The following is a 13,367-nucleotide window of genomic DNA, read 5'->3' as shown; positions in this document are numbered from 1 at the left end:
GATTTCGTCGGTCTTTATATTATTGTTTAATTTAAACAGTAACACTCAAGTAAGTGCTATAACATCTCATTATCAGTTAACTTTGGTAATTTGATAATAAAGGTTGTTCCTTGACCTAGTTTACTTTTAACGTCAATACTGCCTCCATGTTCATCTACAATCATTCGACATATAAATAAACCTAGACCTGTACCTTGTTTACCACGTTTACGTGAAGAATCAACTTTATAAAAACGTTCGAACACTTGTTGTAGATGTTCTGGCGCAATACCAGAGCCCGTGTCAGTAATATATAATATATTTTCTGTTTCTGACTCTCCATAACTGATAGCGATGGCATCTCCTGTTTCGGTATACCTTGTTGCATTGTCTATCAAATTAGTTAATACTTGTTCAATTCGATCTAAATCATAATACCACAACTGTTCGTGCGTATTTGGATTTAAATTGATGCTTAAACCTAAACTTTCTGCATGACTATGGTATTTTTGTTGCATTTTATTTAGTAATGTATCAATAGGCTGAACAGATTTTTCTACTGATAGACCCTCAGCATCCATACGTGCAACACTGAGTAGCTCATTTACGAGTCGATTTAAGCGTTTAGTTTCATCTAGTACAATAGAAAGTGATTCATGTATCTCATCAGGCTCTGTGACGATTCCATCCACAATAGACTCAGTATACCCTTGTAATAATGAAATAGGCGTACGTAATTCATGTGAAACATTAGCAATAAAATCTTTTTTCATTTGATCTATGTTATGTTCGTTTGTCATATCACGAATAATAGCGACAATACCACTACGACCATCTGGCTGAATTTGATCAATATAACTCGTTATTATTACTAAATAACGTGTGTTTATTTCATATTCTTCAAATTGTGTTTGCTTGTTTTTGAAAGTACGTTCATTTTGTTTATCAAGCTTTTTCAGTTCATGTTCATCCAGTATTTGAAGTGTATTTTGAGCCATCTTATTAGAAATTATAATTTCTTTTTTATCATTGTATCCTAATACACCTTCAATCATAGAATTGATTAGGCTATCACGAATATTTTTAGAAGATGATAAGGCATCTATATGTTGTTGAATTTCTGAACTCATCGTATTAAACGTACGAGATAATTCACCAATTTCATCACGTGTATTGACAGGTACGACTTGCGCATAATCTCCTTTAGAAACTTTCAAGGCCTGTGTCCGTAAATTTCGTAACGGTTTTGTTATACGAGATGATAAGAAAAAGGCAAAAACGGTTGTAATAGCTAAGAAGATAATAGCTATAATTAAAATAATAACTGTAATTACGTTATTGGTTTCTTCAACAGTTTTTAAATCTTGATATATAAATACGCCACTGTAGTTATTATTTTGATTATTATCTTGTTCAGTCAAGTTTTTAGCAGGATAACCAATTAACACATAAGTTCGCTGTTGCCCATTGATTTTAACAGTAACATGTTCCGAAATTTGTTTTCCTTTATCAAACACTTGGTTATAATCTTTATTGTTTTTAATTTCTTTAAACATCTTGTCTTTAATTTTATCTTTATGTTGGCTCACCATATGCTTATCATTCATAATAATAAGTCCATCTGGATTTTCTATCAATTTACGACTGTATTCAATAGCTGTAGCTTTGTCATCAGCGCTTTCCACCAATTGACTGATACGCTGTGCATCTTTGAGTAATGAATCTTCAGTTTCTTGCGTAAAATAGGACTGAATAAATGTTATGAGTGCAGCACTTAGTAAAATTAAAACTGTCGTTACTATTAAAATAATAGTTAACCACAGTTTTATCACTACATTATTTAGCCGATTCATCATTGGACTTAACCTCGAATTTATAACCGACGCCCCAAACAGTTTGAATCATTTGAGCTGCCGCATCAGATACTCGATTTAACTTTTCTCTTAAACGTTTAACGTGAGTATCTACAGTACGCAAGTCACCGTAGAATTCATAATGCCATACTTCTTTTAGAAGTTGTTCACGATCAAAGACTTTGTTAGGTGTTTTAGCTAGAAATATTAACAGTTCGTATTCTTTTGGTGTTAAATTAACTTGGTTATTATCTGCTAATACTCTGTGTGCATCGTTATCAATGACAAGGTGGTCAAATTCAATTAAATCACGTGCATGTGGTTCACTTTGTTCTGTATGCGCTACTTGTGTACGTCTTAACAACGCTTTGACACGTAATACCACTTCACGAGGAGAAAATGGTTTCACGATATAATCGTCTGCACCAGATTCGAATCCTTCTACCCTATTTGTTTCCTCACCTTTAGCAGTCAACATAATAATTGGTGTTTCTTTGTGTTCTCTGAGACGTGAGGCTACAGTGATACCATCCATCTCTGGAAGCATGAGGTCTAATAAAATACATGAATAATCATGTTCCATCGCCATTTTATATGCTTCATTACCATCACTTGCTTCATATATCTCAAAAGATTCTCTTTCAAGGTATAATTTTAATAATCTTCTGATTCGATCTTCATCATCTACGATAAGTATTTCATTTGACATACGTATGTACCTCCCACACTGCTAACTTTCAATTTAATCACATTATATCATACGTTTAGCAGGAAAAGTGATTACGAAGGAAAAGATTGTGAAACCTTTCTCATAGTTTGAATCAAGCTAAACGTAATAACTATTATTTACCGTGTTCTGCAAGTTGACGCATCACTTTTACTTCATGAGGTGTTAAGACTCTGCCCTCACCTGCATTAAGCCCTTTAAGATTAAGTGGTCCAACTTCAATACGTTGTAATTTTGTAACTTCGTGACCAAAGTGTTCAAACATGCGACGGACTTGTCTATTGCGTCCTTCTGTAATTGTAATTTCAACAAGTGTTGAATTTTTATCTTTGTCTTGGTTTTTTACTTTTACAGTAGCTGGTTGTGTATGACCATCTTCCAGTTCAACACCATGTTCTAAAGCTTTAACTTCTTCACGCATTAAATAGCCTTTCAATTTAACGACATATTTTTTCTTAATTTTATAACTCGGATGTGTCATTAAATTAGTGAATTCGCCGTCGTTAGTTAATAAAAGTAAACCTGATGTATCATAGTCTAAACGACCCACTGGATAAATTCTTGTTTTAATTTGTTTAAAGTAATCTGTAACCACTTTTCTACCTCTATCATCAGATACACTAGTGATAACTTGTGCTGGTTTATAAAATAAAATATATAGTTTATCTTGTTGTTCCAATTTAATACCCTCAACTTCAATCGTATCAGAAGGTTTAACTTTCGTACCTAATTCTGTTACAACTGAGCCATTAACTAACACTTTGCCCTCTGTGATTAATGTTTCAGCTTTTCTACGTGAGGTGTGACCACTGTTTGCAATACGCTTTTGTAATCTTTCTGTCTCTTTATTCATTATTTTCTCCTTTTTGATTTACTAAATTACTGAAGAAAGCTTCTATTTCTTCATCTTCCTCATCAGTTGTTGGTAAATCATCTAAATGTTCAATGCCAAATACGTTTAAAAATAGTTCTGTAGTATAGAGTTGTTGACTTCTGGAATCCGCTTCGTCTTTAGCTTCTATTAATCCTCGAGCGATTAAAGTTTTAACAGCACCGTCAGAATTTATACCTCTAATCATCTCGATATCGCTTCGTGATAAAGGTTGATTGTAGGCAATAATAGACAATGATTCCATTGCTGCTTGAGATAATTTCATTTTTGATTTTTGTTCTATTAATTTTTCAATATAATTTGCTGCATCCTTTTTTGTTGTAAGTACATAAGTTTGACCAAAATGTTGAATTTCTAAGCCATCTGATATGTATTCAGAAACGAGTTGTGACAATTGTGTTTGGTCTATGTCTAAAATTTCGAGTAATTGTTTTTCATCTAAACCTTCGTCACCTGCTGTATAAAGTAATGCTTCTAGTATACCTTTATCGTTCAATGCCATAGTTTACACCTCTTATAATATTGATATCGTCGAAATTTTTGAGTTGTTCTATATTTACAATGCCTGATTTAGACATTTCAAGTATTGCTAGAAAATGTGTGACTACCATTTCAACAGGTTCTGTAAAATTAAACAAACTAAAAAAATTAAACGAATCATGTTGTTGTAAACGCGCATTAACTTGAGAAGTTGCTTGTTGAATCGTAAATGTTTCTTTACGGATATCTACAGTTTTTGGTGTATTGAATTCAACGCGATTTTTAACTTTTTGATAAGCGATGATTAAATCTGTTAAATCAATTGTGTTATTTGAATCCCAAGTTTCATTAGATTCTAGGTGTGTTAAATCAGTTGGATGCTTTGAAAAGTAAAAAGCACGCTCAGATTTTTTTTCGTTTAGAATCTCAGTATATTCTTTATAATTTTGATATTCAATTAATCGTCCCACTAGGTCTTCACGTGGATCCTCTTCTAATTCGTCGGATTCTTCTGTTTGAGGCAACAGCATTTTACTTTTAATCATAAGTAGTTCAGAGGCCATAACCAAATATTCACTAGCGACATTAATCTCTAATTGATTCATCGCATGTATATATTGCATATATTGTTCTGTTAATTCTTTCATGGGAATATCATAAATATCAATTTCAATTTTTTGAATGAGATGCAATAATAAATCTAAGGGACCATTAAAAGCATCTAGTTTTACTTCATACATAGTATCTACCTCATATAGCAAGTTATGTGCGTATTTCACTAAAATATTATAGCATGTTTAATGAAAACATTTAAATTTGGAGCGGTTTTAATTATGGAAAATGCATTGCAAGATTTTTATTATCAATTTCATACGGAACAACATTATTTTTTGTGTCACGACATTTTAGAAGAAGCTTGGAAAGAGAATCCGCAATTCAGTAAAGATGATGCGATTGTAAGTTTGATTTTGTTAGCAACCGGTTGCTATCATTATCGTAGACATAACAATGTTGGCGCGTTACGTTCTTTTAAAAAAGCATTAAGTGTTATAGAACAAAGTGAACAATCCATTGATTTAGGTATCTATACAGATGAATATATAAAAATTATTTTAGAATTAATTCAGTCTGTGGCTAATGCTAAGCAATTTGTGCCTATTCAATTACCAATAACCAAAGAAATGGAACAGGATATTTTAAAAAAATACCCTAATTTTGTCAAAATGCCACATGTGATAGAAGATAGTTATATTGTAAATCATCATTTAGAAAGAGATCGTTCAGAAGTTGACAAAGCGCGACAACAGGCACTTGATATACGCCATGCAAACAAAGAATAAATTTAAGTCAAATGAATAAAACAAGTCCTATTAAAATGATGGCGCAAACAAAAAAACACAAGCTAGCTATTCAACGAATAAACTGGTTTGTGTTTATGCACGTGGATGAAATTCATTATACATTTTGCGGATTTGTGATTTTGAAACATGTGTGTAAAGTTGTGTTGTCGAAATATCAGAATGACCTAACATTTCTTGTACAGCACGTAAATCAGCACCATTTTCAAGTAAATGTGTAGCAAACGAATGTCTTAATGTATGTGGTGTCAACGTTTTATTGATATTCGCTTTCACACCATTTTGTTTAATCATTTTCCAAATAGCTTGTCTTGATAAAGGTTTACCATGCATATTTAAAAACAATACATTTGTCACAGTACGCTTCAATAATTGAGGGCGCGTTGTATCTAAATATGTATTTAAATATTCTATAACTGCATCACCTAATGGGATAATGCGTTCTTTGTTCCCTTTACCAAATACTTTGACGAAGCCCATGATTAAATTGATATCTTCAAGTTCTATGTGTATAAGTTCAGAAACGCGCATGCCTGTAGCATATAATAATTCTAACATTGTACGATCTCTATAACCGTTAATTTTTGATAAGTTCGGAGTCTCTAGCAAAGCAAGTACTTCATCTATTTCTAAGACATCCGGTAATTTCCTATCATATTTTGGTGTTTCAATTAATACAGTTGGATCTTTTGCAGCATATTTCTCTCGTAATGCGAATTGATGAAAACTTCGTACTGTAGATATGAAACGTGCCAATGATTTTGCTGAAGCACCCTCGTCGTGTAAATAACCAAGACATTGGTTAATTAATTGTCTATCTACAAAATCTATATGTCCTATTTTTTGTTCTTCTAAAAATGTGGCATATTTTTTTAAATCTCTTCTATATGCGCCAATTGTATTCGAACTCAACCCTTTTTCTAGTTGGATAAATCTCAAATATTCCTCAATTATAGTATCCAATGGTACCACCTCTATTTATTAAATAGTGTATGATGTTGAGCTTATTTGCCTAGAGCTTGACAATCTGAGCATACACCATGGAATGTTAAGCGATGGTCTGAAATTCTAAAGTTAAAATCTTGCTCTACTTTTTCTTCCACTTGAGGCAATAAATCTTCTTCGATTTCCTCTACTTTACCGCATTCCATACAAACAAGATGATGGTGGAAATGTTTAGCGCCTTCTTTACGTAAATCAAAACGGGCAACACCATCACCAAAATTAATTTTATCCACAACTTTTAATTCTGCTAATAATTCTAGCGTCCGATAGACAGTCGCAAGTCCTATTTCAGGTGCTTTATCTTTAACTTTTAAATAAACGTCTTCAGCGCTTAAATGATCTTTCTCATTTTCAATTAAAACTCTTAAAGTTGCTTCGCGCTGCGGAGTTAATTTATAAGATGATTGTTGTAATTGTTGCTTCACGCGATTTAATCGTTCTTCCACGGAAGCCTCACTCCCCTACTAATAATTATAATCATTTCAATTTACATAATGATTTATATATATAAAATACCAATAATTGATAAAATACGCAAGTTTGTAGGCGAGTTATTTATAATGATTATAATTAAGTAATAGATATTGTAAAGCAATAATCGTTTTAGCATCTTCGATTTCTTTGTTTTGGAGCATGATTGTTATTTCTTCAATATTATATGTTTCGATTTCAATAAATTCATCATCATCTAAATTCATTTCACCTATTTTAAGGTCTTTGGCAAGATAAATAGAAATCTTTTCATTAGAGAAACCAGGAGAACCATACATTTCAGTAATCAATTCCAAATTTTCGGCAATATAGCCCGTTTCTTCTTCTAATTCTCTTTTGGCAGCCGATTCTCTTTCTTCATTAATTTCTAATTTACCAGCTGGTATTTCTAATAATGTTTTTTCAGCAGGTTTGCGATACTGTCTGACGAGAATAACTTGATTATCTGGATTTATTGCACATACTGCAACTGCCCCATTATGGTAGACCAATTCACGTTTTGACGTTTGTCCATCGGGTAATTCTATATCATGGACTTCTAAATCAATAATTGCGCCTTTGTAAATGGACTCTTTATGTAATGTTTTCTCGAATAGATTCATTATAATCACGTTCCTTTTATTTGAATTAGGTTATTGTTAAGATTAACACGATAGTGTTTCAGGCGATAGCGAAAGCGATAAAAGCGATATTTATAGAAATCTAAGTGCTAATATTTCATTTCTATCTAAAGTTTTTGCGCAATGTAATAAAGTAATTCATAACGACTTACTTTATTACATCTATGCCCTATCATTAAGTGTATCGAAAGGAGAAACGACATGCAAAAAAACATTTTAAAAAGTGGTATCGAAATCTCAGAATTAGGTTTAGGTTGTATGAGTTTAGGCACTGATTATAAAAAAGCAGAACCAATTATAGAACGTGCGATTGAACAAGGCATCACATATTTTGATACGGCTGATATTTATGATAAAGGTGTAAACGAAGATATTGTTGGAAAAGCCTTGAAAAAATATCAAAATAGAGATGATATTGTGATTGGCACAAAAGTGGGTAATCATTTAGCTGATGATGGTACTACATTTTGGGATCCTTCTAAAAACTATATCAAAGATGCTGTGAAGGACTCATTACAAAGATTAGGATTAGATCACTTAGATTTATATCAATTACATGGTGGCACAATCGACGATCCACTAGATGAAACAATTAGTGCATTTGATGAATTGAAAAAAGAAGGTATTGTGCGTGCGTATGGCATATCGTCAATTCGACCTAATGTGATCGATTATTATTTAAAACACAGCGATATCGAAACTTTAATGTCTCAATTTAACTTAATTGATAATAGACCAGAAGTATTATTAGATGATGTGCATGCTAAAAAGGTTAAAGTACTTGCGCGTGGTCCTATTTTCAAAGGATTGTTAACTACTAATAGTAATCAAGCGTTAGATTCAAAATTTGCAGAAGGTATATTTGATTACACTTACCAAGAGTTAGGTGAAACGATAGCTTCTATTAAAGAAATCGAAAATAATTTAACTGGTTTAACATTTAACTATCTTACGTCACATGATGCTCTAGGATCTATTATTATGGGAGCTAGCAGTGTTGATCAATTAGATGAAAATGTGAAGAATTACGAATTATCAAAAGAAATAAGTTTAGAAAAATTAAAAGCTGCACGTAATCGTGTTAAGAATTTGGAATATACACAACATTTAAAATAATAAATCACAACACTAAAAAGAGTTAGTTTGATGCTTGTGAAAGTAGATGTCATGTTCTTCATCTATTATCGTTAAAGTACAGCTAACTCTTTTTATATTGCCATTTAAGTTCATAATAGATAAATAGAATAGTAGTAATTAAGCTTTATTTTTAAACAACATAGTGAAATGTTTTTCGATAAAGCGTGGTGCAAGTTGATACAGTTTTAACATAAAATGCATCCATTTAGGTTCGTTAATTTCTGTTTTGTTCGTGAGCATCCCTTTTACGACTTGCTGAGCCAATTTATCTGAATCTAGCATGATACTTTTATATTTTTGTGCAAATGCTAAAGATGGATCTGCCTTTTCATGAAATGGTGTAGCAATGGGACCAGTATTTACAGTTAAGACATGATAGTTGGGCTTTTCAATGCGAAGTGCATTCAAGACTTGGTTAAAAGCTGCTTTACTTGCCCCGTAATGTGCAGCATAAGCTTGTGTTAAAAAAGCAGACTGGCTGCCAATACCAACGATAGATGGATGAGTGCTTAGAAATGGTTGTATTGCAGTCATAAGTATATTGAAGTTCATTATATTTAAAGTATACGTTTCTAACATTTCATCAATACTATGTTGTTCTATTGATTTAAAATAACCTAACCCAGATGAATAAATTAAACCATCGATTGATTGGTCTTGAAGATGATGCTTAAGCTTTAGAATTTGAGCTTGTGATTGTAAGTCGCATTGTATGATTGATAAATGTTCTGTACCATATTGCGCAATAATATCATCTAATTTTTGTGGATTACGTACGATTACTGTCACAAACACTCTTTTTTTTAATAGTATTTTTAATATTGCTTTACCTAAACCACTCGTTCCTCCAGTTAAAATATAATGTTTGCCAATCATAATTATCCCTACCCTTTGTCAATGTACAGTTAGTATAATTGAAATGGCTATGGTATGTCATGTATATAATATAAATATTAGTTATATTATAAATCTATGTTAGTATAGAAACATAAAAACTAAGAGGAAGTGAAATATTCACATGAAACTAGTATTTTATGGTGCTGGTAACATGGCTCATGCCATTTTTACAGGTATCGTTAATTCAAAAGTGATTGATTCTAACAATATTTATTTAACAAATCGTTCTAACGAAGTTGCACTTAAAGATTATGCAGAAAAATTAGGTGTGAATTATAGTTATGATGATGAAGCATTATTAAAAGATGCTGATTATGTATTTTTAGGTACAAAACCTTATGATTTTGATGTATTATCTGAGCGTATTAGACCTAATGTAACAGAAAATAATAAATTCATTTCTATTATGGCTGGTTTACCAATAAGCTATATTCGCGAAAAAATTGGTGCTGATAATCCAATTGCTCGTATTATGCCAAATACAAATGCGCATGTAGGTCATTCTGTAACAGGTATTAGTTTTTCTAATAATTTTGGACCAAAATCTAAAGAAGAAGTTGATGATTTAATCAATGCATTTGGTTCAGCAATAGAAGTTTCTGAAGATAACTTGCATCAAGTTACTGCGATTACAGGAAGCGGTCCAGCCTTTTTATATCACGTATTCGAACAATATGTTACTGCGGGCACGCAACTAGGTTTAGAGAAATCTCAAGTCGAAGAATCTATCCGTAATTTAATTATAGGGACAAGTAAAATGATTGAACGATCTGAATTGAGTATGGAACAATTGAGAAAAAATATAACTTCTAAAGGTGGTACTACCCAAGCAGGCTTAAATGCGTTATCAGAACATGATATTGAAGGTGTGTTCGAAGATTGTTTACGCGCTGCTGTTAATAGAAGTATTGAATTATCAAGTCAAGATGACGATTAGTTAAATTAAAGTATAAATACAAGTGCTATTTTAACTCATTTATAAATATAAAATAATAACACTAATTCATTGTATGTTGCATATGAATTAGTGTTATTTTAATTTCGTAATATTTCATCACTTTATTTTACAACTAAACTCGTGGAAAGTGTGCACAAAGCATGGAGTAACATAATGTCAATATATATTAAAGGCACTGTTGATATCTTGAAAGCGCAAGTTCCTAAATTAAGAACTTGCGCTTTCGTTATATATCTATATTACTATTTTAAATTAGCTGTAATTAAAATGACCATGAATCAAAATCGTTAACAAACATGAATGGTGGTGTTGTGTCTCGTGATTTTAATGACTGACTGATCGTTTCTACTTCTTCTTTTGTATAGCGATTACTTATGTGTGTAATTAAACTATATTCAACTTGAGCTTCATCAATTAAATCAAATACATCGTCAATATGACTGTGGTGATAATTGTTTGCTAACATTTTATCTCCTTCTATATAAGTACTTTCATGTACCATTACTGTTGCATCTTGAGCAATTAACAACTCATTTTTACAAGGCATCGTGTCGCCAAATATAGCGATAACAGGACCTTTAACAGCATCGCCTTTAAATTGATTAGAATCATAAATTAATCCATTATGTTCAAAAGTTTCATTAATTTTAATATCTTGATACTTAGGTCCCGGTTCCAAACCAATATCCTTTAAGGCTTGAACATCAATTTTCCCCGGGGTATAAGGCGCTTCAATTCTGTAGCCATAAGATGTAATCCCATGATTTAATAGATGCGCGTTCACATTAAAACCGTTGTGATGGTAGTTTAATTGTTCTTCAATTTCTATGTATGTGATTGGATAATTTAATCTGGATTCAGATAGTTGTAAGGCCGTCTCTATAAATTGTTGAATACCCTTTGGTCCAACTACAGTGAGTGGCTTACCTTCTCCACCCTGAAATGAACGACTCGTTAGTAGTCCGGGCAAACCAAATATATGATCCCCGTGCATATGTGTAATAAAAATATGATCAACTTTACCCAATTTGATTGAATGATGCAGTATTTGATGTTGAGTCCCTTCACCCACATCAAATAACCAAACATTATTTGAGTATGGTTCTAAATTTAATGCAATTGCTTGGGTGTTTCTTTCTTTGGTTGGTAGACCTGCACTCGTGCCAAAAAATGTGATTTCCATGCATATGCCTCCTCTTCTTGTTCACATTTTATCACACAAAAGAATAAAAAATATATTAAAATTAAATACTTCCGAGCAAAATTGTAGGAACAATACTGAATATTGGTCTATAATAAATAGAGATTTATAAAAAGAATTGAGGTTTTGATCTTGAATACTAGAAACAAAGATATTCCATGCTTAATAACAATTTTTGGAGCAACTGGTGATCTTAGTCACAGAAAATTATTTCCATCATTATTCCATTTGTATCAACAAGAAAACTTAAATGAACAAGTTGCAATCATTGGGATAGGTAGAAGAGACTTAACAAACGATGATTTCCGTAGTCAAGTGAAATCATCAATTCAAGAACATGTTAAAGATACAAAACATCTTGATAAATTTATGGAACATGTGTTTTATCATAAACATGATGTCAGTGATGAAGCAAGTTATCAATCATTACTAGAAGTGAGTAATAAATTAGATACTGAGTTCCAACTTCAAGGTAATAGATTATTCTACCTTGCTATGGCTCCTAATTTCTTTGGTGTGATTTCTGATTATTTGAAATCATCTGGATTAACCGATACTACTGGTTTCAAACGTTTAGTTATCGAAAAACCATTCGGCACAGATTTAGAGTCAGCAGAGCAACTTAATGAACAATTACGTCGTTCTTTTAAAGAAGAAGAAATTTATCGTATTGACCATTACTTAGGTAAAGACATGGTACAAAATATAGAAGTACTTCGTTTCGCAAATGCGATGTTCGAACCTTTATGGAATAATAAGTACATTTCTAACATTCAAGTAACATCTTCAGAAGTATTAGGTGTTGAAGATAGGGGTGGTTACTATGAATCAAGTGGTGCTTTAAAAGATATGGTTCAAAACCATATGTTACAAATGGTTGCATTATTAGCAATGGAAGCACCAATTAGTTTACACAGTGAAGATATACGAGCTGAGAAAGTTAAAGCGCTCAAATCATTGCGTAAATTAGAATCAGAAGAAGTTCGTCAAAACTTTGTTCGCGGTCAATATGACGAAGGTACAATTGATGGTCAAAAAGTAAAACGTTACAGAGATGAAGAACGTGTTGCTGAAGATTCCACAACCCCTACTTTCGTTTCAGGTAAATTGACTGTCGATAACTTTAGATGGGCTGGCGTGCCATTTTATATTAGAACAGGTAAACGAATGAAGAGTAAAACGATTCAAGTCGTTGTAGAGTTTAAAGAAGTTCCTATGAATTTATATTATGAAACAGATAAAAAATTAGATTCAAATTTACTTGTCATCAACATCCAACCTAATGAAGGTGTATCATTACATTTAAATGCGAAGAAAAATGTTCAGGGGATTGAAACAGAACCTGTTCAATTATCTTATGCAATGAGTGCACAAGATAAAATGAATACTGTCGATGCGTATGAGAATTTATTATTTGATTGTCTAAATGGTGATGCTACTAACTTTACCCATTGGGAAGAGTTAAAATCTACTTGGAAATTTGTAGATGCAATACAAGAAGAATGGAACCAAAATGAACCTGAATTCCCGAACTATGAAGCGGGATCAAACGGTCCATTAGAAAGTGAATTACTCTTAAGTAGAGATGGTTTCCATTGGTGGGACGATATTCATTAAGATGTTTATCTTTCTATAACATAAGGCAACAGCACAAGTGTAAAACATCACTTGTGTTGTTGCTTTTTTCTTAACCTTTTTTTGTGTTATGATTTAATCTATTGAGTAAATTACATAAATTTTACAACTTTACTTATTTACATTTTACTCT

Annotated in this window: 14 protein-coding genes; 4 read left to right on the top strand and 10 right to left on the bottom strand. The window is 32.1% G+C overall.

All coding sequences use genetic code 11. The features are described from left to right. Positions 1-56: 56 nt before the first annotated feature. The 5 genes from NSR03_RS05105 to NSR03_RS05085 form a co-directional block, all read right to left on the bottom strand. Entirely contained in the window at positions 57-1,832 is a 1,776-nt protein-coding gene (locus NSR03_RS05105; RefSeq protein ID WP_069813674.1) for an ATP-binding protein, read from the bottom strand. After that, positions 1,816-2,541, bottom strand: a complete 726-nt coding sequence (locus NSR03_RS05100; protein ID WP_021339222.1) for a response regulator — start codon at positions 2,539-2,541, stop codon at positions 1,816-1,818. Before NSR03_RS05100 ends, NSR03_RS05105 begins: the two co-directional genes overlap by 17 nt. A gap of 133 nt (positions 2,542-2,674) precedes the next feature. Then, positions 2,675-3,412, bottom strand: coding sequence for a pseudouridine synthase (locus NSR03_RS05095; RefSeq protein ID WP_002507552.1), 738 nt, complete (start codon positions 3,410-3,412; stop codon positions 2,675-2,677). Beyond that, entirely contained in the window at positions 3,405-3,947 is a 543-nt protein-coding gene (gene scpB, locus NSR03_RS05090) for an SMC-Scp complex subunit ScpB (RefSeq protein ID WP_031265982.1), read from the bottom strand. The genes NSR03_RS05095 and scpB overlap by 8 nt, the downstream gene beginning before the upstream one ends. After that, a complete protein-coding gene (locus tag NSR03_RS05085; protein WP_002507550.1) occupies positions 3,937-4,671 on the bottom strand; it encodes a segregation and condensation protein A in 735 nt (244 codons plus the stop codon). The genes scpB and NSR03_RS05085 overlap by 11 nt, the downstream gene beginning before the upstream one ends. Positions 4,672-4,764: 93 nt before the next feature. On the opposite strand from NSR03_RS05085, the gene NSR03_RS05080 reads away from it, so the two are divergent. Then, the gene (locus NSR03_RS05080) at positions 4,765-5,271 is read left to right on the top strand and encodes a DUF309 domain-containing protein (RefSeq protein ID WP_021339223.1); all 507 of its coding nucleotides are present in this window, start codon (positions 4,765-4,767) and stop codon (positions 5,269-5,271) included. Positions 5,272-5,364: 93 nt separating this feature from the next. On the opposite strand, the gene xerD is transcribed toward NSR03_RS05080, so the two are convergent. The 3 genes from xerD to NSR03_RS05065 form a co-directional block, all read right to left on the bottom strand. Next, complete coding sequence (gene xerD / locus NSR03_RS05075; protein ID WP_002507548.1) at positions 5,365-6,252, bottom strand: site-specific tyrosine recombinase XerD; 888 nt, start codon at positions 6,250-6,252, stop codon at positions 5,365-5,367. 41 nt (positions 6,253-6,293) lie between these two features. Then, a complete protein-coding gene (gene fur / locus NSR03_RS05070) occupies positions 6,294-6,740 on the bottom strand; it encodes a ferric iron uptake transcriptional regulator (protein WP_002507547.1) in 447 nt (148 codons plus the stop codon). Between the two features lie 105 nt (positions 6,741-6,845). Then, a complete protein-coding gene (locus NSR03_RS05065; protein WP_021339224.1) occupies positions 6,846-7,388 on the bottom strand; it encodes an NUDIX hydrolase in 543 nt (180 codons plus the stop codon). Positions 7,389-7,607: 219 nt separating this feature from the next. Here NSR03_RS05065 and NSR03_RS05060 point away from each other — a divergent pair, with 219 nt between their 5' ends. Beyond that, entirely contained in the window at positions 7,608-8,522 is a 915-nt protein-coding gene (locus tag NSR03_RS05060; protein ID WP_021339225.1) for an aldo/keto reductase, read from the top strand. A gap of 138 nt (positions 8,523-8,660) precedes the next feature. Here the strand turns inward: NSR03_RS05060 and NSR03_RS05055 are convergent, their stop codons facing one another. Further along, complete coding sequence (locus NSR03_RS05055) at positions 8,661-9,419, bottom strand: SDR family NAD(P)-dependent oxidoreductase (protein ID WP_021339226.1); 759 nt, start codon at positions 9,417-9,419, stop codon at positions 8,661-8,663. A gap of 142 nt (positions 9,420-9,561) precedes the next feature. Here NSR03_RS05055 and proC point away from each other — a divergent pair, with 142 nt between their 5' ends. Further along, positions 9,562-10,377, top strand: a complete 816-nt coding sequence (gene proC / locus NSR03_RS05050; protein ID WP_002507543.1) for a pyrroline-5-carboxylate reductase — start codon at positions 9,562-9,564, stop codon at positions 10,375-10,377. 283 nt (positions 10,378-10,660) lie between these two features. On the opposite strand, the gene rnz is transcribed toward proC, so the two are convergent. Further along, entirely contained in the window at positions 10,661-11,581 is a 921-nt protein-coding gene (gene rnz, locus NSR03_RS05045; RefSeq protein ID WP_002507542.1) for a ribonuclease Z, read from the bottom strand. 150 nt (positions 11,582-11,731) lie between these two features. Here rnz and zwf point away from each other — a divergent pair, with 150 nt between their 5' ends. Beyond that, a complete protein-coding gene (zwf, locus tag NSR03_RS05040) occupies positions 11,732-13,216 on the top strand; it encodes a glucose-6-phosphate dehydrogenase (protein WP_002507541.1) in 1,485 nt (494 codons plus the stop codon). Positions 13,217-13,367: the final 151 nt, after the last annotated feature.

This window comes from Staphylococcus sp. FSL W8-1207 (assembly GCF_038003745.1).
Lineage (GTDB): Bacteria > Bacillota > Bacilli > Staphylococcales > Staphylococcaceae > Staphylococcus > Staphylococcus equorum.
The sequence above is the reverse complement of the archived record's forward strand: the minus strand, read 5'-3'. Positions and strand labels throughout refer to the sequence as shown.